18 protein-coding genes and 1 tRNA gene are annotated in these 23,688 nt (G+C 63.2%); 8 read left to right on the forward strand and 11 right to left on the reverse strand.

Features of this window, described 5'->3' with window-relative positions:
• The first annotated feature begins 111 nt into the window (after window positions 1–111).
• The 5 genes from KHF85_RS03220 (at window position 112) to KHF85_RS03240 (ending at window position 4,977) form a co-directional block, all read left to right on the forward strand.
• On the forward strand, window positions 112–684 hold the full coding sequence (locus tag KHF85_RS03220) for an Arc family DNA-binding protein (protein ID WP_284568503.1): 573 nt from the start codon (window positions 112–114) through the stop codon (window positions 682–684).
• Entirely contained in the window at window positions 681–1,844 is a 1,164-nt protein-coding gene (locus KHF85_RS03225) for a tyrosine-type recombinase/integrase (RefSeq protein WP_284568504.1), read from the forward strand. The genes KHF85_RS03220 and KHF85_RS03225 overlap by 4 nt, the downstream gene beginning before the upstream one ends.
• Window positions 1,845–1,854: 10 nt before the next feature.
• Window positions 1,855–1,930: transfer RNA gene (locus KHF85_RS03230), tRNA-Ile, on the forward strand.
• 176 nt (window positions 1,931–2,106) lie between these two features.
• Window positions 2,107–3,321 carry a tyrosine-type recombinase/integrase gene (locus tag KHF85_RS03235; RefSeq protein WP_284568505.1) on the forward strand — a complete coding sequence of 405 codons (1,215 nt, stop codon included), beginning with the start codon at window positions 2,107–2,109 and terminating at the stop codon, window positions 3,319–3,321.
• A gap of 117 nt (window positions 3,322–3,438) precedes the next feature.
• Complete coding sequence (locus KHF85_RS03240; RefSeq protein ID WP_284568506.1) at window positions 3,439–4,977, forward strand: DNA cytosine methyltransferase; 1,539 nt, start codon at window positions 3,439–3,441, stop codon at window positions 4,975–4,977.
• A 216-nt stretch (window positions 4,978–5,193) separates the two neighbouring features.
• Here KHF85_RS03240 and KHF85_RS03245 read toward each other — a convergent pair whose 3' ends face one another.
• The 10 genes from KHF85_RS03245 to KHF85_RS03290 form a co-directional block, all read right to left on the reverse strand.
• The gene (locus KHF85_RS03245; RefSeq protein ID WP_284568507.1) at window positions 5,194–7,023 is read right to left on the reverse strand and encodes a hypothetical protein; all 1,830 of its coding nucleotides are present in this window, start codon (window positions 7,021–7,023) and stop codon (window positions 5,194–5,196) included.
• A gap of 2 nt (window positions 7,024–7,025) precedes the next feature.
• Window positions 7,026–7,484, reverse strand: a complete 459-nt coding sequence (locus KHF85_RS03250) for a very short patch repair endonuclease (RefSeq protein ID WP_284568508.1) — start codon at window positions 7,482–7,484, stop codon at window positions 7,026–7,028.
• 277 nt (window positions 7,485–7,761) lie between these two features.
• Window positions 7,762–9,291, reverse strand: coding sequence for a hypothetical protein (locus KHF85_RS03255; RefSeq protein WP_284568509.1), 1,530 nt, complete (start codon window positions 9,289–9,291; stop codon window positions 7,762–7,764).
• 246 nt (window positions 9,292–9,537) lie between these two features.
• Window positions 9,538–11,307: an AIPR family protein gene (locus KHF85_RS03260; RefSeq protein ID WP_284568510.1), complete on the reverse strand. Its 1,770-nt coding sequence runs from the start codon at window positions 11,305–11,307 to the stop codon at window positions 9,538–9,540.
• Between the two features lie 2 nt (window positions 11,308–11,309).
• A complete protein-coding gene (locus KHF85_RS03265; protein WP_284568511.1) occupies window positions 11,310–12,314 on the reverse strand; it encodes a PD-(D/E)XK motif protein in 1,005 nt (334 codons plus the stop codon).
• Window positions 12,298–15,180, reverse strand: coding sequence for a Z1 domain-containing protein (locus KHF85_RS03270; protein ID WP_284568512.1), 2,883 nt, complete (start codon window positions 15,178–15,180; stop codon window positions 12,298–12,300). The genes KHF85_RS03265 and KHF85_RS03270 overlap by 17 nt, the downstream gene beginning before the upstream one ends.
• Window positions 15,181–15,194: 14 nt before the next feature.
• The gene (locus KHF85_RS03275) at window positions 15,195–16,709 is read right to left on the reverse strand and encodes an ATP-binding protein (RefSeq protein WP_284568513.1); all 1,515 of its coding nucleotides are present in this window, start codon (window positions 16,707–16,709) and stop codon (window positions 15,195–15,197) included.
• Window positions 16,710–16,755: 46 nt separating this feature from the next.
• The gene (locus tag KHF85_RS03280; protein WP_284568514.1) at window positions 16,756–17,787 is read right to left on the reverse strand and encodes a sigma-70 family RNA polymerase sigma factor; all 1,032 of its coding nucleotides are present in this window, start codon (window positions 17,785–17,787) and stop codon (window positions 16,756–16,758) included.
• A gap of 183 nt (window positions 17,788–17,970) precedes the next feature.
• Window positions 17,971–19,059 carry an ankyrin repeat domain-containing protein gene (locus tag KHF85_RS03285; RefSeq protein ID WP_284568515.1) on the reverse strand — a complete coding sequence of 363 codons (1,089 nt, stop codon included), beginning with the start codon at window positions 19,057–19,059 and terminating at the stop codon, window positions 17,971–17,973.
• Between the two features lie 29 nt (window positions 19,060–19,088).
• On the reverse strand, window positions 19,089–19,499 hold the full coding sequence (locus KHF85_RS03290; protein ID WP_284568516.1) for a hypothetical protein: 411 nt from the start codon (window positions 19,497–19,499) through the stop codon (window positions 19,089–19,091).
• A 277-nt stretch (window positions 19,500–19,776) separates the two neighbouring features.
• Here KHF85_RS03290 and KHF85_RS03295 point away from each other — a divergent pair, with 277 nt between their 5' ends.
• From KHF85_RS03295 to KHF85_RS03305, 3 genes are read left to right on the forward strand one after another with little or no spacing between them, the layout of a single operon-like run.
• Entirely contained in the window at window positions 19,777–20,244 is a 468-nt protein-coding gene (locus KHF85_RS03295; RefSeq protein WP_284568517.1) for a hypothetical protein, read from the forward strand.
• Window positions 20,245–20,250: 6 nt separating this feature from the next.
• Window positions 20,251–22,005 (forward strand): ATP-binding response regulator, encoded by a 1,755-nt coding sequence (locus KHF85_RS03300; protein ID WP_284568518.1) that lies wholly within the window; start codon window positions 20,251–20,253, stop codon window positions 22,003–22,005.
• Window positions 22,002–22,814 (forward strand): alpha/beta hydrolase, encoded by an 813-nt coding sequence (locus KHF85_RS03305; protein ID WP_284568519.1) that lies wholly within the window; start codon window positions 22,002–22,004, stop codon window positions 22,812–22,814. The genes KHF85_RS03300 and KHF85_RS03305 overlap by 4 nt, the downstream gene beginning before the upstream one ends.
• On the opposite strand, the gene KHF85_RS03310 is transcribed toward KHF85_RS03305, so the two are convergent.
• The gene (locus KHF85_RS03310) at window positions 22,796–23,659 is read right to left on the reverse strand and encodes a CPBP family intramembrane glutamic endopeptidase (protein WP_284568520.1); all 864 of its coding nucleotides are present in this window, start codon (window positions 23,657–23,659) and stop codon (window positions 22,796–22,798) included. The two genes, KHF85_RS03305 and KHF85_RS03310, sit on opposite strands and share 19 nt — an antisense overlap.
• Window positions 23,660–23,688 lie beyond the last annotated feature (29 nt).

Consider the following 23,688-nt stretch of genomic DNA (forward strand, 5'->3'; position numbering starts at 1 on the left):
CTTGTTTATGCGTTACAATGCGAACGCAGATAAAGCCTACTACTGGTTTTTGTGGATAGCAATGGTTTTTTGCGTTATCTTTGCGTTCGCGTCCAACTCTGCAGAAATCGCATGTCTCAAGCTCCCAAGAAGAAGCCGGGAAGGCCGCCCAAGCCCGAGAAGGAGAGAGCAGGAAACTTCAGTGTCCGGCTCCCCCCGGAGTTGCGCGGCAGGATCGAGGCGGCAGCAGACACGGCCGCGCGATCCGTCAACGCGGACATCGTGGCGCGCCTTGAAGAGTCCTTTGAGTGGCGCGTTGCGCTTCCCGCTGAATTGAAGGATCGCCTTACTCAGGCGGCACTACATGCCAATAGGACCCTCGAAGCTGAGGTTGCGAGGCGCTTGGCGACGAGCTTCGACTCGTTGGAGACCGTCACTTTCGCGAACCGAACGGAAGAGCTTCGCTTGGTTCAGCAGGAGATCCAGTCGCACGAGAAAACATTGGCGGAGATACGGGAACCTGGCGTCGCACCCGAGGACTACGTCCGTCAGGTTGAGCGCGCTCTGGCCAGACTCATGGCTCATCGCGATCGTCTCAATGAAGACATGAAGGAAGTGATCGAGAGCTGGGATCAGCCGCTCTCGGTGCTGGGGAGCCTCGAATTGGACATCGACGAGTACGAGAGGATCGGGCAGAAGAAATGACCGCCTTCGCCAAGCTCACGCGTGCCGGCATGCGCGGCCTGCAGCCTGGCCAGTCGCTGAGCGAGCACGGCATCACCTACACGCGCACCAGCAGCGGGGACGGCCGCTGGTCGGTCAACGTGATGGTCAACCGCCGGCGGCACCACCAGGTAGTCGGCCTGGAGTCGGAGGGCTACACCCGCACGCAGGCCGAAGACGTTGTGAGTGCGCTGAAGGCCGCCAAGCGCTCCGCCGCACATGGAGTAGCGGGTAGCCGTCAGGCGCGCGCTTTGAGCATTTCCCAGGCTGCGGACGACTACCTCGCATATCTGGCGGGGCACGATGGGCGGGACCTGGTGGCGAAGAGGATGCGATTCGAGCAGCACCTGGTCCCGCACCTGGGCCAGAAGCAGGCCGCGCGCCTGACCGACGACGACTGGATGGCCTACGTCGCGAAGCGCAAGGGCGAGGGTGCGAGCCCGGCGACGATCAACCGGGAGCGATCGGCGCTGCTGCACATGCTCAACACGATGCGCCGGCGCAAGCTGCTCGCCGCGGTGCCGATGCTGGCGCGCCAGGCCGAGCCGGAGGGCAAGCTGGTGTACCTGACGCCGGCCGAGTCGCAGCGGCTACTTTCGGCCGCGGCGGAGGACCAGTCGGACCTGGCGCACCGCTTCGTCATGGTGACGCTCTACACCGGCCTGCGGCACAGCGCGGCGTTGAACCTGCGCGCCGCCGACGTCGACGTGGAGCGGCGTATTCTCTGGATCCGCGAAGACAAGGCCGGCCGGCGCGAGCAGGCGATGCCGCAGCTGCTGGCCGACTACCTGGGCGAGGTGATCGCCGACATGGAGCCCGAAGCGTTCCTGTTCGCCTCGCCGCGCGCGAAGTCTGGCAGGGCATACCAGATGAACGCCATCTTCGCCCGTTGCGTCCAGCGCGCCGGCATCGCCAAGCACGTCACGCCGCACACGATGCGCCACACCGCAGCCACGAACGCAGCGCATGCCGGCCTCGACGCGGCGACGATCCAGATGATGGGCGGATGGAAGACACGCGCCATGGCGGAACGGTACACTCACGCCGCTTCAATGCGGGACGCGATGGATGCCCTCCAGAGTCGACTGACAAGCCGCAGGGTTACACCGAAATTGCAACGGCGATCGCGCAAAACCGCCTGAAACGCCTTCAGGGCCTATAGCTCAACGGTTAGAGCAGAGGACTCATAATCCTTTGGTTCCAGGTTCGAATCCTGGTGGGCCCACCAAAAAGCAGTCCAGGGATATCCGGATTGGTCCGGGTCTTGCAGGAAATTACCTAAAAATAGCCGCTTACAGTCCGCTGAAGTCCAATAGTGTCCAGTTGCATCCGGCAATAAAGTGAGTCAGGCTGTGAGTCGTGGAGCGACAATGGGTCGCTCCGACTCACAACTGTCTGACTCACATGCTCACGGACGCCAAGCTTCGCGCGCTGAAACCTAGAGAGACCGCCTTTCGAGTGGCCGACTCGAACGGCCTGTGCATAGAGGTGCGCCCCACCGGCTCAAAGGCGTGGCGCTACCGCTATCGCTATGCCGGCAAGCCAAGCATCGTGACCATCGACGAATACCCGGCCATGTCACTGATGCAGGCACGCGCGGAGCGCGACAAGCTGCGCGTGCTGCTGAAGGGTGGAGCCAACCCGGCCCATGTCGCGCGCGTCGAGCGAGCCGTCCAGGCCGAGCGCATGAACACCACGTTCGGCGCCATTGGACTGGAGCTGCTGACCAAGCGCGCGAAGGAAGGCCTGAGTTCCGGCTCGGTCAAGCGCGAGCGCCGGCTGATCGAGAAAGATCTGGCGTCCATTGCCGACATGCCCATCACCGATGTGAGCGCACCCATCCTGCTGGCTGCCCTGCGGAAGCTGGAGCAGCGGGGCATCATTGAGACTGCTCATCGGGCCCGTGCCCATGCCGGCCGAGTGTTCCGCTACGCCATTGCCACGGGCCGCGCCGAAAGGAACCCGGCTGACAACCTGGCCGGCGCCCTGGAGCAACCCCAGACCAGGCACTTCGCCAGCCTCACGGACCCCGAGCAGATTGGCGACCTGCTGCGCGCACTGTGGGCCTACCAAGGCGCCGCGGTGACGCAGGCAGCCCTCAAACTTGCTCCCATGCTCTTCGTGCGTCCCGGCGAGCTGCGGCATGCCAAGTGGGCCGATATCGACCTGGATGCCGCCGAGTGGCGCTACGTCACCAGCAAGACCAAAACCCCGCATATCGTTCCACTGTCCAGCCAGGTCGTGGCCGTGCTGCAGGGTCTGTGGCCGCTTACCAAGCGCAGCGACTACGTGTTCCCTGGCTTGCGCAGCTCAGACAGGCCGATGAGCGAGAACACAATCAATGCTGCCCTGCGCAACCTGGGATTCGACGGCGAGACCATCGTCGGTCACGGCTTTCGCGCGATGGCGCGCACCGTCTTGGATGAGGTGCTGGGCTTCCGCCCCGACTACATCGAGCACCAACTTGCGCATGCGGTGCGCGATCCGCTGGGACGTGCCTACAATCGCACCGCACACCTGCCAGAGCGCAAAAAGATAATGCAGGCGTGGGCTGATTACCTGGATAGTCTGCGGAGCTCCGAGAAGAAAGTCGTGCCTATTCGCAAGAAGATGGCGTGAATTCGCATTGGATCCGGGCCTCCGGTTGGCGCCCCTTTTTCACTGCACCGGGTGCGTTTCCAAATACTTCAATTGAAGCGAGAAAGGGAATTGATGTCGCGGCATAGTGAGATTCCGGTGATCGATTTGTTCGCCGGGCCAGGAGGCTTATGCGAAGGATTTTCGTCCATCCTTGACGAAAATGGCGCGCGGCGTTTCTCCGTCAAAGTATCCGTGGAGAAGGACCCGATCGCCCATCGGACGCTGCTGCTGCGGGCAATCTTCCGCAAGTTCCCCAAGGGCAAGGTCCCCGACTGCTACTACGACTACGTTCGCGGCAAGATCACCCGCGAGGCGTTCCTTGACCACCCCGATATCAAGGATGCTGCCGAACACGCCGCCAGGGAGGCGCGCTGCGCGGAACTCGGCGTTACGCCGGCCAAGGAGGTGGACGGTTGGATCCGAGAGGTTCTGGGTACGCAGACCGACTGGGTGCTCATTGGCGGCCCCCCGTGCCAGGCGTACTCGATGGCGGGGCGGTCGCGCCTGCGCCGTAAGGACCCGAAGAAGTTCGAGGCCGACGCCAAGCACTTCCTCTACACCGAATATCTGCGGATCATCCAGGAGTTTGCCCCCGCCGTATTCGTGATGGAGAACGTCAAGGGGATGCTCAACTCCACGAACTCGGGCAAGCGCATCTTCGAAAAAATCCTCGCCGACCTCAAATCGCCGCGGGGGAACCTCAGCTACGAGGTCCGCTCGCTGGTGGTCCACAAGACCGAAGGGGAGGAGCTCGACCCCAACGACTATGTGATCGAGGCCGACGACCACGGCATCCCGCAGAGCCGCCACAGGGTCATCCTCTTCGGCATTCGCTCGGACGTGGCGACGGCGACTCCAGCGTTCGCGGAGAACCCCGAGCGCTTCCTTCTCACTAAGGTCAAAAAGAAGGTGGGCGTGAGTGCCGCCTTGGCTGGCCTGCCCCCGCTGCGCAGCCGGCTCTCGAAGGAGCCCGATTCGCAAGAGGCTTGGATTGAGGCGGTGCGCGAGTCGCCCAAATCGCTCAAAGGTTGGCACATTCCACTGCGTAGCGTCATCGAGACGGCCATGGAGAAGTTCATCAAGCGGGCCGAGAAGCAAACCACTTTTGGCTCAACCTTCATCCCCATGGCAGTAGAGCCGGGTGAGGCCATGCCCAAGGCGTTGCGCGAGTGGTATCTGGACTCCAAGGTCGGCGGCGTGCTGCAACACGAGACGCGCAGCCACATGCGGTCGGACCTGCACCGCTACATGTTCGCGGCCTGCTTCGCCGCGACCCAGAATTACGCCCCGGACCTTCGCAACTTCCCGCCAAGGCTGTTGCCCGACCATGTGAACGTGGACGAAGAGACGATCCCGTTCAAGGATCGCTTCCGCGTGCAGATGGGCAAGCATCCTTCGTCCACGGTGGTGGCACACATCAAGAAGGATGGGCACTACTACATCCACCCGGACCCCGCGCAGTGCCGGAGCCTGACGGCCCGCGAGGCAGCCCGCCTGCAGACGTTCCCCGACAACTACTTTTTCGAGGGAAACCGCACCGAGCAATACGGGCAGATCGGCAACGCGGTCCCGCCACTGCTGGCCAAGCAGATCGCTGAGATCATCTACGCCTTCATGTCGTCGCCGCGCAAGTAGGCGGCGAGCGCAGCCTCAGCACTCGACTCGAAAGTCCCGCGACTTGGCCAGGTTCCACGCTTGGTTCCACAACGCGCCGTGCAACTCATGCCGCCTTCGCTTGCTGGGTCCATCCCGTGGCGAAGGAAGGCCGCGTAGATGACCATGTTGTCATCGCAGAAGTCGTGCGAATGGCATACGCCTGGCGCCGCCGTCTCAGCTTCGACCAATGGCCCGTTATAGCGCGCGGACGGACCCTTCACCGGCATCGCCCGAGCTCTCGTCGTCGTCAGTCCGATTCCACAAATCGTGAATGTGGAGCGTCGAGCCCGTCATGCTCAAAGCGGCCGGCAGCGGCTGGACATTGGGAACCCGCGCGTGTTCTTCGATGAGGCGCTCGTGAACATCGCGCATGGACCAAGCGGAAGGGCCAATCTCCATGCGCGCGCGGACAAACTGCGGCCACGTCGCCATCGCCAGACCGGGCGCTTCCGTCTTGACGCCGTAGCCTTGCGTGCGGACCGACGACCTTGAAATGGCGAAGAGCAGCGTGCTTCTGGCGGCCTCGCCTCGCTTTTGCTTCAACCGCAGCGACATGTCGAGCGCCGAGACGCCATTTTCATTGAGCCATGACTTGACCTTGCCCGACCAGTCCACCAGCTCGGCAGAGAGATTGGCGGCTTTGCTGCGGAGCTGGCGCACGTCGTTGGTCGAATAGTCCTGCCACTTCAACTGGAAAAGGCCCACGTCGCCGGTTTGCTTGTCGTAGATGATCGCGTCGATGTCCGTGAGGACCGCGCCGCCGCGGCGGAGTTTGAGGTTCCCAGGGAAGCGGATGTATCGCTTGCCGCCGAACATCCCATAGAGATGCTCGCGCATCCACTCCTCGCGGTCGGCGGCGATGGCGTGCTCTGTCCGCGGGTCCAACCAATGATGCTGGGTCTTGGCGGCAGTGAAAGGATTTCGGGTGAGGCACGACACCGGCCGCAAGATGAACCCATTGCCCAGATCGAAGAGCAAAGGGATCAAGGGCGTCGAATGGTCTGCAAGCTTCTTGGCTTGCTCCGCTGTCATCGCCAGAGCATTGAAAGCGGCACGGACCACGTGCTCAGGCCTGCCGCTCATGAAAGAGATCGACTCTTCGAGGGCATCCTTCGGCCCCCAAATGGTCAGGCTCTGCGGGACCGACACTTGAGAGAACAGCTTCTTGGCGACCGAAACGCAGCCGAAGTGCTTGGCGTGGAGGCTGATGAGCGCTGCGCCGATGCCGGCAATGTCGCCGCCGGTGATGGAGCCCAGCTTTGCGTCGGGATGGATGCCAGAGTCCTCGCGCCAAGGCGTCGCCAGAGCCAGAGCCTCGGCCATGTAGTGCTTGTCTACCTCGATGCGGGCGTCATAGGCCACCATCACCCCATAGCCTGTGTCCCATGGCCTCACGAGCGGCTTGATGAGCTCCTCGATGTCGGGCCGGAGCCAACGCCTCACCGGCGCGTTGGCCAACGCCACGTAGTTGCCTGGCATGGCGGGGAAGCGCATGGCATCTCGCATGGAGGCCATCGTCCAGCCGGCGCTTGACGATGGCAATCGGGCCTCGGAAGCCTTGAGGCGGTCAGACTCTACGAAGTCGGCGAATTGCGCGCGCGCGTCCTCGGTCATGCGCATGCGGAAGTCTTCGCTGTCCCGGGTAATCTCCATGATGCCGCGCTCGCCCATGTCGGCCAAGCGGCGCGCGAGCGACACCTTGCCGAACTCTTGCATGAGGCCGGCGGCGAAGCCGCGAGACTCGCGCGTGCTCTCCATCATCGGGAACGCGCCGGGCTGATCCAGCGGTTCGAAGAGCTCTGCGACGGCCCTGTTCCATCCCCAATACATCAAGTCCAGAGACTGCTCGGTTTGCGCGTCTTTTACGCTGTCTGGATAGGCGGTGATGCTCCGGTAGTCCATCGCGCGGACAACCTCGATGAACAAGATGAACCTGCCCAGGCGGTCGCTCGGCAGCCGCTGCAGGATCGCCGACAAGTGGGCATCTGCCAGAGCTCTGAGTGCTTCGACGGCTGACTCGGCCATGCTCAGCCTCGCGTCGGCGCGCCGATTTCGCCAAAGGGTTCGCCACCCTCGATCCACGAGCTCATGGCGGCTTGCAGGCCCGCGGCGGCTTCCGTGTCGCGCGTCGAGCATTCCCAGACGCACAGCACCCGCCAGCCGAGTGCTCGCAGATTCTCGACCGCGCGGCGGTCGCGCGCTACATTCGCCTCGAGCTTGGTCTTCCAGAACTCTGGCCGCGTAGCCGGCATCCTGGCGAATCGGCATCCCTCATGCATGTGCCAGAAGCAGCCGTGTACGAACACGGCCACCTTGCGTCCCGACATCACGATGTCGGGAGCGCCAGGCAGATCGCGCCGATGAAGCCGAAAGCGGTAGCCCGAGGCAAAGAGCATCCGGCGGACGATCAGCTCGGGCTTGGTGTTCTTGCCCTGGATGCCGGCCATCATCCGGCTGCGGTCGGCGGGGGAGACGAGATCAACCATGGGTTTATACCGAAAAGGCAGCGCGCCGTGTCAGGGTTCGACGAACATGAAATCTCAGGGTCAGGGTGAACCCGTCGTAGCAGTGATCGCCAAGCCCAAGGCGGCCCGGCCCCGAACGCTGCATCTGACAACATTCGGTGGAGCCCGAATGTCGTGCCCATTGTGACTCATTTCGCTGCGCCGATTTGTTTACCCCTGGACTAGAGTTCCCTTGTCCCGTAGACGCTCAGCAAGCGACGGTGGTCACGAAATACAGCTCGTCCGAGGCTCGCTCGGCTCAGCCCTTCACAGGGCGACGCACCCGGAAATACTTATCGACTAGATGGGGGCGCATCGACAAAAAAGCTTGAAGTTGAAAGCGATCGACCTTGCGCACTTCTACGCCGCGCTTCTCGCAGATTGAATCGACCCTGTCGTGGAGAGTGGCGTCGATGTACCCACAGGTCATCACGCCGTACCCCCCTGAATCGTATTGTTCGATCACATCGCCGATGGACTTGATGTGCTTTGGCGTCAGCGAGTCATCAGCACGGATATGTTTGCACTGGAAGACCCACTTGACGGGGGGACGATAGAAAGGGAAGGCGTGTTTCGTCCAGGCCACGATGTCCCGTCCGCCATCGCGCGAGCGTGACTTGCCGATCTTCTCCAGCCGGTCTCGATCGAAGTCCGGCGATGCATACAGGTAGTCCCAGCAAAGCTGCTCGAAAAGCTCATCGTCGAGAATCTCCCACGGAAGATCGGGCGCCGACTTGGCCGCCCCACCATCGTGCAGACTTGTTGCCAGAGATTGCAGGGCCTCGGCCTGAGCAGCGCGTCCTGGGGTGGGGTGCTGGTGTTCGCTAAAGAAGACGATGGTGAACCCGGAGCACCTGAGTGCGGCAAACCCCGACAAGTCGCCGACCCAGGCTGACGGCTCGCCATCGGAACCGCCGACCCGCCCTCGGAAGGCAATAAGGTCATACGAGTCCGGCTCGGGCTGCGTACGTCGAACAAACTCGTCGCCGCAGGCGATCGCCTGAGTGACGAGCTCTGATGGCACACCGACAACTACGTGCCCGCCAATGAAACTGGCTTCTTGCTCGGTCATGACCATCCGTGCAGGCATGAGCGCTTCACCGCTGTAACCCGTGCTCTCGAGCACCTCCGCGAGTAATGCGTCCGCCGGTAGGATCAACTCGCTATCCGACGAAAGAACGGCCCCGCCACCTGCGCGGATGGACCTAGTGACGAAGAAGCCATACCGCCGTTCCGGGTGGCGCTGAAAATGCTCCTTTAGCGCCTCGGGATCCTCCCACTCCCCATACGACGCGATCAGGTTGCCGACGTAGTGATCGGCTATCTCGGGGAACAGGAGTTCGCTCTGTTCCAGGGATTCCTCGTAGTCGTATCGAGCCTCCCAGACCTGCTCGAATTCGCCGCGCAGACCATCGGTCTCGTAATTGGGATAATCGACGAATATCGCCATCCGCGCGAGTTCCTGCGCCATGGCATGCGGGTCGTAGCTGTCAAGTTCAAGCCGGATCACATTCGAGTGCTCGACCTTCATCCACGACATTGATCGTCGTGTCGCATAGGCGCCGAGACGCTCGGCGATAAGGGACGCGTCTAGATAGTCATCGGCCAGATCCAGATGCGAGTTCGAACTCCCGACGGAGGGGAGTGGGACGTCAACTGCAAACTCACGACCCGAGGAGACAGCGGGCAAGAACTCTGAGACGACGTCGGTCAGCGTCTGCGCGTCGTTGGGCAACTCTAGTTTCACCGCCGGCTGCGCGGCGTCATTTGCTTCAGGCATGTGCTTCATGGAGAAGATGTCGAGTGGATCCTTACGATCTACGGGTAGCTGTCTGCCATTTGCGGCCTTCCTCCTGGCCCGGTTGCGCTCGGGTTGCCATGAGCGATTCGTCGTGACGCAGTCGGGTTTTCCTCGCGTACTTTCGCCAGTACTCCGCGTGCTTAGCAGTCAAGCGGGCGTGCGTGGCGATGAAGATCTCGTTCAAATCGCGAGAAGGGCGTATTGGCCGCGATACCCAGGCTCTTGCATATTGACCTATTTCACTTCCGGGATGTTGGTGGCCGGGGCCGAATAGCTAGCGCTCATCACGGCCTCCTTGCACTCGGGCCTCTTGGCCCACTCGGACACCATCTTGCCGCCGGACGATGAGTGCAGCACGTCGTTGACCTCCTTTGCCCACACGGCGATTTGCGCGAGCAGCTCGGGAGACGCCGCCTGCTTTGCCCAGATGCGCTCGAGGTCGATGCGATGGCCGAGCCTCTCGGCCACCAGCGACACCGTGTAGGCGGTCACGTTGGCCTGGAAGGCCTGGAACATCGGCCGCAACAGCTTCTGCGCGTCGCGGTAAATCTTGGCCTTGGCGATCATGCCCTTGAAGTCTGCGACGCTGGGCAGTGGCGCTTCTTGGCCGTCTGCCGGTGTCAGGCCCGCCATGAACTTGTCGAAGTTCTTCTGCGAGCCGAGGCTGACGATGTCGGGTTTCTTGTCCCAGGCTGTGATGTATTTAGCCAAGTCAGTCTTGGTGATGCGGCGCGCTGGCGGGATGGCCTCCTTCAACGCTTTGAGCTTGGCTGGCGTGGTTCCCTCGCGGGCCAGTAGAGTGTTGTAACTACCTGAGGCGCGCTCGTAGAACCACTGGCCCACGCCATCGGGGCAGTAGACCGAACGCGAGAGTTTCTCGATCTCGACGTGGAAGGGTTTATTGGCTGACAGGTCCGATTGCCGTACGGCGTTCTGACTGTTGGCAAAGCGCGAGATGTCGGAGACGAGCGCCTCTTCCTTGGCCGAGTCCTGGGCGCGCATGACGATGATTTTGGCGGGCACCCGCACGCGGCTGAGATCCGTGTCTGGATACTTTTTCTTGGCGAAGTAGATCGACGCGGTGGTCTGTCCGCCGTTGACGATTTGCAGGCCTTTGAGCCAGGCGATGCCGGCAGAGCCGTCGCCGGGCTTGCCCAGGCGCATCTCGTCGGCCACGATGACGATGCCATTGTTGTAGGCCATGAAGCGCTCGGGAGCCGAGCGCAGCGTGTTCTGGATGCCGGCGTTGACGCCCTTGCCCTTGACGCTCAGGAACGACCGCACATTGGCCTCAAGCAGGCGCGCGCCGAACTTCTCGTAGAGCAAGCGCAGCGCCTCGGCCGGGATGGCCGTCAGGGCGTAGTCGTAGTCATCGTTTTCGCCAGGCACGAACACGCAGGGCAGGGGTGCGCCTGAGACTTCGGTGAAATCGACCACCAGCTCGTCGCGCGGCTTACCCTCGGACCAGTGGCGATGCAGACGCTCGATGTCCATCACTTCCAGGCGCACGGCCTTGCCGCCTATGTCGCGGGTCTTGAAGCTCTTGGACTTGGCGACGCGATCGGTGATGACGTAGACGCGGATTTGCTCCAAGTCGTCGTAGATGGCCTGCAGCGTCTCGGCCAGCGAGCGCACGTCGCTGGACGGATCGAGCTTGGGCGCCATCTTGCCCTCGGCGCACAGCGTCAGAAAGCGCAGGCACTGCTCGACGGCGGTCTTGGTCTCGGCGTCCGGGACAGGCGTGGGCGCATCGACATTGGCGTAGAGGCTCACGAACAAGTCGAGCTGGTCGTTTTCCTCCGACAGCGAATAGCCGCTCAGGCGCAAGTTGGCGTTGCCGACCTTGCCCTCGAAGTGGCATTCGACGGGCTCGAACGTCATGCCGATGTCCGACATGTGGTCCATCACGATGCCGGAGAACACCAGCTCCTCATACAGCGCGCCATCTCGCATCTGCGAACGGACGGCGGTCTGCGTCTCGCGCAGGAATTCAGGCAAATTCATTCTTAGATTGCTCCCAGTTTCTTCAATGCGCCCTCGACGCCGACGTTGTCGCCAGGCGCCTTGTCGAGGTCGATTTCATACATGGCTCTCATGATGCCTGCTGGCGCAGTGCCCGAGGTCAGGCGCGGGAAGCCCTCGCCGACTTCCACGACCCGGATTCCAGCCAGCGCAAACCGACGCGGATAGCGGTCGGCGTGCGCATCGAAATAGCCAGCCGCGAGCAGGCGCTCGGAGAGCAGCCGCTCGGCCTCCGCATCGCCCTTGATCGCCACGCGCATCGCTTGGACAAACTCGGGCAGGCTCACGCCACTGTCGGTTTGCCGCAGCCTCGCCGCGGCGACAAACAATGGCTGGCGCGTGGAGTCGTCGAGCTGCTCGAGCGAGCCGATCTTGGCGGGGAAGCCGGCGGCCGACAGCGTGGCCTTGACCTCCATGGCGCCCGCGCCGATCTCGAAGTCCTGAACGCCGTCGAGCGGCCCCACCCAGGATTCAATGGCCTGGGCCTGCAGCGCTCCGGTCTCGATGATCGCCCTCAGCAGTGTGAGCTCCCCAATCAGGCCGACCTCGGCCTCGGGGCTCAGCGCTTGGGCGCCCTTGCGCATGAACTCTTGCCACGCCCGGATTCGGCCCAGAAAGATGCGCAGCAGCCGCTGCTCGTCGGCCCCGGACTCGTGGCCCATCGCATTGACCACGTCGGCGACCATCGCGCCGAACAGCTCCAAGCTGCTATGCGGGTTGCGCGTCAGGGCGAGCCACGTCATCCCGTCGCCGGTGGGATCGACACGCGCCACGGTGAAGCCCTGACCTTCGGGCAGCTTCTCGGCGGCAGGGACCGTCGAGGATGCGAACCCCGCGAGCAGAGCCTCGCTCTTGTCGGGGAAGCTGCGCCCGGCCCTCAAGGAGCACGAGCCCACGGTGGCGATGGAGATGCTGCGCCATCCCGAGGTGTCCGCGCTGTCGCGCAGCGAGCTCCACGCGAGCTCGATGTCGTCAATCGGCTGGGCCATATTCTTGTGTCCAAAGCAGGTGGTCCACCGCGTATTCGACTTTCACGCCGGAGTCGCTCGCGGGGAAGCTGACGCCGAAGGCCATGACCGGATCGGTCCGGCCGGCAAGCGCCTCGCTGCCGGACTGCTGCGGGTCCAGCGGGTAGAGCAGCAAGAGGCCGCGCTCTCGGGCTGGGGCCACGCCATCGGCTTCCGATCCCCTGCCGCGCATCTGGCGGATGGAGGGGCCGTTGGGAACCTCAGGCATGCTGGGCTTGACGCCGTCCTTCTGGCGGCCGGCGTCAGGGTTGAATGCCTTTTGCGTCTTCGCCAGCGCAGCGGTCCAGGCCGCGTTGTCCAAGTCGATGGCCTCGTCGCGCGGCGACAGCAGCCGCCCAATCGCGTATCGGTCTGTGATGTCCTTGTCGGCCGTGCGCTTGGTCATTGCACCGATGGTGAGTCCGTCCGCGAAGGTGTGGGCGGCGCCCGAGCCGCCGCCAAGCAACGCCACGGTCCACGAGGTCAGCTCTCCAGTGGCGGCCATGGAGCGGACGAAGTCGCGCAGCAGCGCGCTGTTGACCTTGCGAGCCTTAGGGTGCGTTATGAACGACTCGAAGAACTCCGCGATGGCCTCCGCCGAGACGCCATTCCAAAGGAATCCATCCCAACGCTGCTCGAGGCCGCCACGCATGCGCTTGGGGTCAGTCTCATGCGGCTTGCCGCATGCGGCGATGAGTTTTTTTGTCGCGTCGAGGTTCTGCCCAAGAATCTTGTCGTCGCTGTGCATCGACACCGTTTCGAGCAGCTCGCCGCTAAACGACAGTTGCAAGTTCTTCGCCGTCCGCATCTTCAAGGGCGAAGTCACCAGCAGCACCGGATGCGACTGGACACGCAGGCCATAGTCGCGTGGGATCGCGCCGCTTTCGGCCATCGTGTCGAACTCCTCGCGAAGTTCCTCGGAGGCGTCGGCGATGTGGCCGAACCACTCGACAAGCTCCTCGGTGGTGTAGAGGCGGCACAAGTCGATGTAGCCGGGCCGGTAGCCAAACCAACGGCCCATCTGCATCAGGGTGTCATACATCTTCGTCGTGCGAACGAAATAGCTGGTGCAGAGCCCTTCGAGCGTGAGGCCGCGAGCAAGCTTGTCGCCGCCGATGGCGATGACCTTCAAGCCTTTCGGGCCGTCCTCCGCATAGTCCAGCGCGTCCTTGGCCTTGCCGTTGACCATGCGCACGTCGATGTCCGAGAGCGCGTCGGGGAGCTGGGCGAGAACGTCGGCCCATGGCATGGGCGCCGGGGGCTCCTCGGACTCGGTGAGCTGATGGGCAATGGCTTCGGTCGTGGGGGCAAAGTCTGTCTCCCACAGCTCCCGCAACTCATCGAGCAACGCCTGGTGGTCGATCTCGCGCGTGATGCGCAGCTTCATTTTCTTGACGAAGTCCTCGACCTGGCGATGCACCTCTTTTTGAACAAGGGTGTATCGGGTGACGTGCACGAGCATGGACGAGTGCTTGGCGCCTTGGCCGCGCGCCTCGCGGGCCGCGCACGCGAGGACAAACGAGAGCACGGCCGAGCGCAGCGAAGGCGGCAGCATGTCTTGGCCCATGTGGGCCGGCGCGTGGTCCTTCGGATGCTTGGGCGGCATCCAACCGTCGAGCCCGTCCTCGCTCGCGTGGTCCTTGAAGACGCGGGTCAGCGGCAGGCCGGCGCGCCCCTCGGGCGTCCGCAGGCCAAAGACGCGGGCTGGGCCGACATAGTTGGACGGCGCCGCGAGGTTGATGATGAACGACTGCGGGAAGAGGTCGGGGCCTTCTTCGGACGTGGCGTTCTGGCGATGGATGAAGATGTTGGCGAACGGCGTGGCCGTGTAGCCGACATAGGCCTTCTTGGCGAAGGTGTTGAGGATTTTGCGAATCCTGCTGTTGATGGCCTTCGGCTCATGGTCCTCGTCGGGCTTGCCGTCGGCGCCGATGTGCTGTTCTCCGGTGTCCACCGAGGCGTGGTCGGCCTCGTCATCGATCAAAAGCAGCGGCAGGTTGGAGACGAATCTCCTGCCGGTCTCGGCCTCGGTGGCGTCGGCCACATGCCCCCTGACCCATTTGAGAAGCCGCTCAAGCACGACCTTGTGCTTCTTGACCACGAAGAGCCATGGGCGCTGCTCGGGCGTGATGGCAAGGTGTTTGGCGATCTTGGTGTTGAAGTCGCCTGTGTTGGTCCTGTTGGTCGCGCAGTTGGGCTTGATCTCGAAGTCGCGGCCATGTTCGCCGACGCCGATGAGCTTCACGATGTCGCCCGTGGCCGAGGTCTCGTAGCCGAGAAAGCCCTCTTCGAGCCGAATCTGCGTTTGCGAACGCAGGTTGTTGTGCAGGCCCGCCAGGATGATGATGATCTTGTAGCCCGAGTCGGCCGCCTTGCAGATCAGCCCCGAATAGTTGGCGGTCTTGCCCGACTGGACGTGGCCCACGACCAAGCCACGGCGGTCCCATGTGCCGGGTCGCGCCGGGTCTTCCATCAAGCCAAGGATGCGGTCGGTTGACACGTTCACGGCGTCGACCGCCGTGGACGACATGCTGCGTTCGAGCATGTCTTGGTATCGGGGCCAGTAGCGCCAATCTTTCTTGCGGGCCGCACCAAGCCAAGCCTCGTGGCCCGTAATGTCCGCCATGGCCGTGTCTTGCCCGATCCAAAGGCTGAACCGGCGAATCAGCTCGGAGATGGCTGCTGCCGTGTCGATGGAATGCTCGTTGCCCGGCGCGACCACGGCAGCGGCAATGTTCACCTTCTCCGTGATGAGGTTGGCAGTAATCGGCCCCTTGTCCTTCTCGGCCACCAACAGGCTTTGCGCGATGCTGACGGCGGTTGCCGTCGCGGTGCTGAAATTTGGCATTCGGTCTCCCTGTTCTATGTCTTTTTGCGCTTGGGCTCGCCCTGGCTTCCAAGCCCTGCGACAAGCCCCTGATAGTTCTGAAACGGCTCAGTTGAGAGCAGCGCGCGCTTGGCCGCTTCCAAGCTCATGCCTCTGCGGCCGATCATGTCGGCGAACAAAGTGCCCAGCACCGCCACGACTGCCTCGGGCGGCTCGCCAGCGAAGCCAGTGCGGGGCGTCTCTTTTTGCTCGGCCGTGTCGAGCCATATGCGCTGCACGGGCACCGTCTCTTCGATGACTCGAAGCATTGCCTTGACCAGCGGCGCCAAGTCCCCGGCGCTGCCTAGAACGGCCGCCACGGACGGGTGCGCCTCCTCGATCCGATACCGCATGCCGTCCTTCACGCGCTCGACGCGCCAGGCTTGCTCGATGGGGGTGTTGCCCTGCGTGGGTGTCGGCGTTCCGCGATAGGCAAACACCCGGCGGGCGCGCTCGCGAGTGTTCTCGGCCAAGAGCGTCAGCCAAGGCCGCAGCGACACGGGCGGGCGGGCCGTGGATTTGCGAACGTCGATCTTCCAATCGGCATCGGCCGTGTTGGGAATGTCCAGGCGGATGCGCGCCAAGCGGTGCGCTTCTTCGCGGTTCCACGCGCGCGAGTTGCCAAGGCCAAGCCATCCGCCCGCGACCAAGAGTCGCTCGTTGCGGTAGACGTAGAAGCCCTGTTGGGCAGTCCAGCCTGCGGGGCCGCCGTTGGCTTCAAACTCGGCAGTGGTCAGCTTGTCGCGGTGGGGCAAGACGTGGCACTGCACGGCGACCGAGCCGTAGTCGGTGGCGTGCTTGGTCACGGGGGAGGTCCACGGCTTGGCCGCGTGTCCCGACATGAACGGGTCCCATGGCGCGATTGCGCGTCCGTTCAAGAGCACTTTGAGCCGAGCCTTCGGCCCTCGCAGCAGGCGGTGGAACACCATCGCCAAGTGGGCCTCGACTTCGACCGTCAGAGCCAAGTAGTCGTCGGCGGTGTAGCCCTCGGTTACGATGCGGTCCATCGTCTCCCACAGCACGACGGTCCCCGCCGTCTTGCCTTTCAGTCCCGCGACGAAAGGCTTTGATCCTTGCGCCGGCCCCTCGAACAGGAGCCAGCCGCCATCGGGATTGGCCGCGAGCTCGTCGAGGTCCCACCGCAGGCAGCTTGTGGCCCCTTTTTTTATTGTGGCGACGGTGAGCCGGCGGCACTGCGAGAAGGATGCGGTTTTCAGACCCATGCCGAAGCGCCCGAGGTCTTGCGCCGAGCGTGCGTCCAGGGGGTTCTTCTCGCCCAGGCGCATGGCGCTTTCAAGCTCGGCATCACTCATGCCACGCCCGTCGTCAAGGATAGTGATCCTGCTGTGAGCGCCTTCCCAGGCGAAGTCGAGCCGAACTTCGGTGGCGCCGGCCGAAATGCTGTTGTCGATGATGTCAGCCAACGCCGCGCCGGCAGAATAGCCGAGCCCCCGCAGGGACTCGAGCATCGCCATTGCGTGCGGCGGCGCGCTTCTTGTCTTGCTGCTCATCGCCAATAATCCTTGTTTGGCCATATGCGCTCAGGAGTGGCCGCTTTCATGGTCTCGGCGCCGTACTGTGGTCAGCCACGGCCGAACCGCCTGGGATGAGTGCCCGCTGCTCGGGCTCGGACGCTGGACTAAGACCGACCTCGGTCAAGAACTGTTCGAGGCGCACCGGGTGCCGGAGCCGCCCAAGGGCCTTGGCCTCGATTTGCCGAATGCGTTCGCGTGTCACGCCGTAGCACGCTCCAACCTCTTCAAGCGTCATCGAGTCGAGGAGACCGATGCCATAGCGCATGCGCACAACATTCGCTTCCTTGAGCTTTAGTGTGCTCAGGAAGCGATCTACAGAATCGCCGAATTGGATATCCTCGACAAATTCAGCGGCATCGCGGACAGCGAACTGTTCCTGGGCGTGGACAGCGATGAGGTTGTCTATGTCAGGCAGCTCATGGAGAGGAAGTGGCTCCAGATCCATGCGGACGAGGGCATCGACCTTGTGAACGGGCATCTCGACGAGCGCGGAGATTTCTTCGAGAGTTGGGGTGTGTCCATGGCGGAGCTCGAAGTCCTTGGCAGTCTGCGCGATCCGCCTGATTTTCTCGTACACGTGTACGGGAAGGCGGATGGTATTGCCCTTGTCGGCCACAAAGCGCCCGACATGCTGGCGAATCCACCAGGTCCCATAGGTCGAGAATTTGAAGCCTCTGCGCCAGTCGTATCGATCCACTGCCTTGATGAGCCCTATGTTTCCCTCCTGCAGCAGGTCGTCGAGAGGTTGACCACTGGATAGATACTTCTTGGAGATGGAGTAGACGAGCTTCAGGTTGGCGACCACCATCTGGTCGTGCGCGCGCCGGTAAGTCGTCATCGCCTGGGCGAATGCAAGGGCAGCATCGGCCTCGCCAGCCAGGTCCGAGTTGGCAAGCTCCATCAGAAAACCTCGGGTCAGGCCTAGCGAAGCCAAAACCCGTCGGCAGGACTCCCACGTGGGTGTGTTCTGTCTCTCGTCGACGGCCAGCTCCGACAGGAGCTCTGCGTTGGCGCAAAACTCCGCAAGCTCGTCGGTGGATTCCTTGGTGTCCATGCCGGACTGCAAGTCTCGCTCGTCTTCGGGTCCTGTAGCCTCGCCCTCGAGATCAGGCAATTCCAAAGCTGCTTCCAGGCTGACGACTGCGTCGATATCGGCAATGGGCGCGGCTTCAGCTTCCAGCAGATCGGCCTGCGAAGCAAAGTATATGCTGCGAAGGGGCCTCGTGCCTTCAGCTACTTAGCGGGCTGCATTCAGTAGGACTGCGACGCCCGAGGGCCATGCGGCCAGCGCGTCGAGCGCCTTCTCGACGCCAAGTTCCATGGCTTGACCCAACGCGACTTCTTCTTTAGCCGTGAGCAGAGATTGGCGCCGGAGATCCCGCTGGTAAAGGCGTAACGGCTCGTTGCGGCGTGCGGCTAGGTTATCCAGGAATGCCAGGGCTTCGGCGACTGCCTCCTCTTCGCTGGGTTCCTCATCGGGCGCGATGAAGACCTCAAAGCTCTCGTGGGGAGCTGAATATTCAAAGCGCTCGTCGGCTTCTGCGCCGAGGTCGTTGATGACCATGGTCAGCAACTTGCTGACTTCGGCATCGGGGTTGCCATCGTTGTTGTTTATCAAGTCTTCGATGGCAAAACGCGGAACGCTCCCTTCGCGGACGGCGCGAAGCAAGACCAGACGCAGTCGTTCACGGGCCTCGGCATCATCGGGCCTGGGCAGAGGGGTCGCGCAGTCGGGAAGAAACGCCTCGAAGTCGTCCCAGTCGGCGGACGTATCGATAGGGTGATGCTCAGTGATCGCCGCCTGGATTTCAACGGCGGCTATCGCGAGGGCCGGATCCCCCTCGGGAGGGTCTTGGTCCTCTTCAGCTTCCCAGCCGCTCAGATCGAAATCGGAGCCATCGTCAACGACCACCACTGCAATTCCTGTCGCAGCAGCTTCCGGTGTCGTGGTTTCGACTCGTGCAGTGTTCTTGTAGAGTTCGGCTTCGGCGAAGCTGAGGAGCGAAACATGGTTGGCCGCATGCGCAGGCTTGCCAGTGGTAACACCAACGCGCTCAAAAGCCGCCTCAATGGCCGAGGCGGCTTCAGTTGCTCCAGCCGCCTCGGCGATGCTGAGGGCGTTACGCCCCAGCGGATCAAGCAAGCCAGCGTCGGCGCCAGCGGCGAGCAGCATCTTGCAAATCGCGGGCTTGTTGCGAGCCGCGGAAAGCATCAGAGGCGTTTGTCCCTTCTCGTCGCGTGCATTGAGGTTATCTCCGCGATCGATGTGGATTCGGACCGCGCTTTCGACGCCTGCCACGACTGCCATTCTGAGAAATCGACTCATTGGGCGGGCATCTTGGACAGTCATGTCCGTCACGCGCATACCTTTACCCGGATTGTCCCAACGGAAATTTCCGAGCTTGGTTGAGGGCGGCATCCCTCCGGGTCGAAATCTTTGCCGCGTCCGCACGGCGTGTTCATTCTTGATGCCACCATGGCTCTACTGAGTTGAACTTTTACAAATTCTAACTGAATATCCGGGCATGCCCAGGTTGGAAAAGTCGATGGCAGTGATTGATGTTCGTCGCGGTTGATCTGCGACGGCTCCTTGTCGCCACCGTGGCCCATGCGATCCTCCAGCGCACATTGACGGAACCGGCAGATTTTCCAGAAACCGCCGGGATGCCTAGGGAAAAACCAAAGGTCTACTCCTGTAGCGCGCACTACTTGTAAAGCGGCTTTGACATGAGCCACGGATGGTCGAATGGCCGCTGCAAAAGACATTGCTGTACTCCGGAGCGGTCGATCCATCGAGGTTCTGCAGTGCTCGAGTCGGTGCTGTTCTATCTGCACAAGGGCAAGAAGGGCTCCTCGAAATTTCGGTCTGGGCCTTTGGAGTCTTGAGCGGTGAAGCCTCCGTGGTCAGGCCCCAGGTGAAAGCGGGCAGGCGCCAAGTCGGCTTCTGTCTCGATTCGTAGACAGATGGCGCCGACCGCACCGGCGCGGCGGCCTGCAGATCAAGATCGCGCTTGCTGATTTAGCCGATCTGAGGAATGGCCCGATGACATCCGTCGTCAACAAGCTCTTGCAAAAAAACGAGTTGCCGCGCCGGCTCCAGGGTGGTGCGGCGGCCCCCGCATTGGTGGCCCGCAACGACGATACATCCCATGCCCAGCCTCGAGTTCAGCCAGGCTCGATGCTCGACCTGATGCTCAGCCTCAATTCGGACCGCGTTCCCGACTACGTGGCGGCAGTGCTCGGGGAGATCGAGCGTTGCATCGGAACGTGCACGATCCAGGTCCCGGACACGAGCGAAGAGAGCATCCTCGACCAGATCCACGCGTTGAAGAACGCGCTGGCGCCATCGGGCGCCGCGCAGCTGCTGCAGGCGTGCGAGCGGCTGCGCTCGGACGTCTGTCACGGGGTGGACAGGATCGTTGTCGCACGGCGCTACCAGGCCGTCGCGAACGCAGCACTCAAGCTCGTCAAGGGCTTTCGCGAAACGCTTGCCGAAGCACGGGGGTCGTGAGCCGCTATGCGAGGTGATGCAGCGCAGCTGGAGGCACCCGGCCTGATTCTGGCGGCCAAGCAGCTCAAGAACGATCGGCTGGTCCGGATTTTTGAATCATTCCTGGAGTACCGTGCGTGCATCGGCCGCTTCATCATCCAGGCCATCGTGACGGTGTGGAGTGGTGGCTGGATGTATGGCCCGCAGCCGATCCTGCACGAGGAGGCGCGGTCGGTGTTTCCTGTGACAGCCGCATTGCTGGCGGTCTCGCTGGTGTGGATGGTGCTCGTGCGCCGCCGCATCATCCCGGCGAGCGACTGGCTGGACGGCGCCGGGTTCGCCATGAACCTTCTGTTCATCGGCATACAGACCTACTACTCGTTCATTCTGTTGATCTGGCTCAACGCCTTCTTGCCCTTCATCGCGATCGCAGCCGTTGCGCGCTACGGGAAGAAAGCCATCAAGCCTGCCTTGATCGGCATATTCGTGCTGCTGCTGTTGACGGCCCCGCAGGGATACTGGCTGTCCCGGCCCGCTTACTTCGTGTACGCGGTGGCGCTGACCGTCGTGTTGCCGCTCATGGTGGCCCGCATGGTTCTGGCGATGCAGGAGATCGCGTTCCAGGCCCTGGCTTCTCGCGAGACACAAAGCCGCTTCATCAGCACCATGAGCCATGAATTGCGCACGCCGCTCAACGCGATCATCAACTGTGCGCAGCTCATCGACGCGCGCTCCCTGCAACGCGAGCAACAGGATCTGATGCGCGTGGTCAGCGCCAACGCGAATGCGCTGAGGCATCGGGTGAACGAGGTCCTGGATGTTGCCAGCATCGATGGCGACCGGCTGCGGCTGGTTGAGAAGCCGCTCAACATGCTGGACGTGATGAACACTGTACAAGCCGTGTGCGCCAACGCCGCCTCCGCAAAGGGGGTGACCATCGGATGGCAGATCGAGGCGCCCGAAACGCCGTGCCTGATGGGCGACGAGGGTCGCATCGAGCAGGTCATCACCAACCTGGTCACCAACGCCATCAAATTCACGCCAGCGGGAGGCATGGTGGATCTGACGATCGCCGCGACGCCGGTCGAAGGCCGTTGGAACATGCGGGTGACGGTCGTCGACACAGGGATAGGAATTCCGGATAGCAAGAAGGAGGCGATCTTTGCACCGTTCCAGCAGCTCAGTTCCGGTTCGAGCCGGACAGAGGGCGGCGTGGGCCTGGGCCTGTACATCGCGCGATCGGTGTGCGAAGCCATGGGAGGGACCCTGTCGGTCCGCGACAATCCCGCAGGCGGCAGCGTCTTCCGGTGGCAATTCTCGGCGCCGGCAGCGGTCTTGGACAGCAGCAGATCCCTGGACCTGCACGAGGCATTGAGCGAGCACCGGGAGACGGTGCCGTCGCTGCATTGCCTGGTCTTCGAAGACATGGAGATGAATCGCGTGGTCATCGACAACCTGCTGTCCCGCGCCGGTCATCGGGTGACGTTCCACGCAGATGGCCGGGACGCGGTCAGCCGAATCCAGGCGTCGTCGCCGGATATCGTTTTCCTGGACCTGCACATGCCCGGAACGTCCGGCTGGGATGCATTGCACGAGGTGGCCGGCAACGTCGCCCGTCTCCCGCCGATCATCGTCCTGACGGCCGACACACGCAGCGACTCGGTTCGGGACGCCATGTCCAGCGGCATATCGGGCTACTTGGCAAAGCCGATCAATGCACACGAACTGCTTGCCGCCATCAGGCACCATGCGGCCAGGCGGCCACCCGGGAGCGAAGGGTGAAGCCTGGCAACGAAGCGAGAGAACGATGGCGCCTGGGCACCGGTGTTCGTACACCTCTCGCGCTCCTGTACCTCCATGGCTTCACGGCAAGCCCCGGTGAGGCCGGCGATCTGCCCGAGCAGATGGCCGACGCAGTGGGCGCCAACCTCTGCGTGCACTGCTGGCCGGGACACGGCGAAGAGGCCGCCGACGCGATGCGTGGGCTGACCGCGGAGCGCCTGGAAGCGTCGGCGATCAAGGCCCTGGACCGCGCGTGCGCGATGGGGGAGGCCGTGGCTATCGTCGGGTCCTCCCTCGGCGCCACGCTCGGCCTCTGGCTTGCCGCCACCCGGCCCGATGACGTGGCCGCCGTTGTGGCTTGGTCGCCTGGTGTGCAGGCCGCCGATCCCGCGCTGCTGGACCAGTTGTGTGCTGGACACGATCCCTGGAAAGACCCCCGTCCGAGGTCGCAGGCCGTCCTCGCATACTGGTCCGATACCGTCCATCTGGACGGTTTCAAGGCACTGCGCGAGACATTCGGGAAGAACGCTGTGGCGCCTCCGTGGCCCCGGGTGCGGTGTCCCGTGTATCTCGGGTATTACCGGGATCCGGAAGGCGGTGAAGACCAGACGGCCTCCGTGCCTGCGATGCTGGCCATGTTCGATGCGCTCGGGACACCACCGGCCAACCGGCGCGCGCAGGCGTTTGCCGCGGGCGCCCACGCCATCGGCTCACCCCACAAGACGCCGATCGCGGGAGCCGTGGCGGCGGCCTCCGTGGAATTTCTGCAGACCTTCCTGCCGCGCGCGGCTCAAGCCAGGGCGGGGTAAGTCAGCAGCAGGAGGTGGCTCGTGTTGAGGATGGCGTGGGCGGCGATGGCCCCTGGCAGCCCGTATCGACGGTAGGCTATGCCGTAGCCAATGCCCGCGACGGCGCCCAGCATTTGCATTGCCAGCCCCTGTCCCAGGTGCGAAACGCCGAAGAGCGCCGCAGCGACCACGATCGCTATCCATTCGCCACCGCGACGTCCGGCGAGCAGACGGGTGAGTCCGCCTTGCAGGTAGCCGCGGAACAAGACTTCCTCGGCGAAGCAGACCAGCAGGATGTTGTTCAGCGCCCACAGCCAGGTCGCCGGAGGGATCTTCGGCTCCACCTGCACCACGCCAGCGCTCAGGGCAAGCACCGCCAGCAGCACGAAGGTGGCCACGCCGATGAGCATGCCTGCGCCGATGCGCCGCTTCACGGGGCCGTCGTTGTCGAGCCACGCGATCGCCGCCACGACCCATGCCGCCGCAAGCGTCTTGTCGAGATTGAGGTAGGCCTTGAAAGGCACCGCACCGGTGGCGAGAGTGCCTTCCAGTGCGAGTGGGTTGTGAAAGCCGGGCGCGATGTGCTGGCGCAGGACCAGAGCGGTCAGGATAAACAGCGCATGGCCGGCGATGCGGAGCCAGCGGGTGCGGCCATCCGCGACCGCCCAGCCCGCGAACAGCAACGCGGCAAGACAGAACACGACCGGCGCGGAAATCTGTCCCACCAGCGAAGCGAGTGCGTAGCCGACACCGGTCGCCCACAGGCCGAGAACACGCGTGCGTTGGTGCCAGAGCAGCACCGTGGCAGGAAAGAGGACGGTCCAGGGAAGCCAGGCCCACCCTTCGATCAGTACCCGGGCACTCATAGATTTCCCAATAGGAAGGGAGGCAGTGG

This window comes from Xanthomonas graminis pv. graminis (assembly GCF_030168915.1).
Taxonomy (GTDB): Bacteria; Pseudomonadota; Gammaproteobacteria; order Xanthomonadales; family Xanthomonadaceae; genus Xanthomonas_A; species Xanthomonas_A translucens.

What these genes read in the sequence shown, in the direction of transcription:
- KHF85_RS03300 (WP_284568518.1), top strand. Translation starts at nt 20,251, where the DNA reads ATGCGAGGTGATGCAGCGCAGCTGGAGGCACCCGGCCTGATTCTGGCG.
- KHF85_RS03260 (WP_284568510.1), bottom strand. Translation starts at nt 11,307, where the DNA reads ATGAATTTGCCTGAATTCCTGCGCGAGACGCAGACCGCCGTCCGTTCG.
- KHF85_RS03270 (WP_284568512.1), bottom strand. Translation starts at nt 15,180, where the DNA reads ATGCCAAATTTCAGCACCGCGACGGCAACCGCCGTCAGCATCGCGCAA.
- KHF85_RS03245 (WP_284568507.1), bottom strand. Translation starts at nt 7,023, where the DNA reads ATGGCCGAGTCAGCCGTCGAAGCACTCAGAGCTCTGGCAGATGCCCAC.
- KHF85_RS03310 (WP_284568520.1), bottom strand. Translation starts at nt 23,659, where the DNA reads ATGAGTGCCCGGGTACTGATCGAAGGGTGGGCCTGGCTTCCCTGGACC.
- KHF85_RS03250 (WP_284568508.1), bottom strand. Translation starts at nt 7,484, where the DNA reads ATGGTTGATCTCGTCTCCCCCGCCGACCGCAGCCGGATGATGGCCGGC.
- KHF85_RS03280 (WP_284568514.1), bottom strand. Translation starts at nt 17,787, where the DNA reads ATGGACACCAAGGAATCCACCGACGAGCTTGCGGAGTTTTGCGCCAAC.
- KHF85_RS03235 (WP_284568505.1), top strand. Translation starts at nt 2,107, where the DNA reads ATGCTCACGGACGCCAAGCTTCGCGCGCTGAAACCTAGAGAGACCGCC.
- KHF85_RS03290 (WP_284568516.1), bottom strand. Translation starts at nt 19,499, where the DNA reads ATGTCTTTTGCAGCGGCCATTCGACCATCCGTGGCTCATGTCAAAGCC.
- KHF85_RS03220 (WP_284568503.1), top strand. Translation starts at nt 112, where the DNA reads ATGTCTCAAGCTCCCAAGAAGAAGCCGGGAAGGCCGCCCAAGCCCGAG.
- KHF85_RS03255 (WP_284568509.1), bottom strand. Translation starts at nt 9,291, where the DNA reads ATGAAGCACATGCCTGAAGCAAATGACGCCGCGCAGCCGGCGGTGAAA.
- KHF85_RS03275 (WP_284568513.1), bottom strand. Translation starts at nt 16,709, where the DNA reads ATGAGCAGCAAGACAAGAAGCGCGCCGCCGCACGCAATGGCGATGCTC.
- KHF85_RS03265 (WP_284568511.1), bottom strand. Translation starts at nt 12,314, where the DNA reads ATGGCCCAGCCGATTGACGACATCGAGCTCGCGTGGAGCTCGCTGCGC.
- KHF85_RS03285 (WP_284568515.1), bottom strand. Translation starts at nt 19,059, where the DNA reads ATGAGTCGATTTCTCAGAATGGCAGTCGTGGCAGGCGTCGAAAGCGCG.
- KHF85_RS03295 (WP_284568517.1), top strand. Translation starts at nt 19,777, where the DNA reads ATGACATCCGTCGTCAACAAGCTCTTGCAAAAAAACGAGTTGCCGCGC.
- KHF85_RS03225 (WP_284568504.1), top strand. Translation starts at nt 681, where the DNA reads ATGACCGCCTTCGCCAAGCTCACGCGTGCCGGCATGCGCGGCCTGCAG.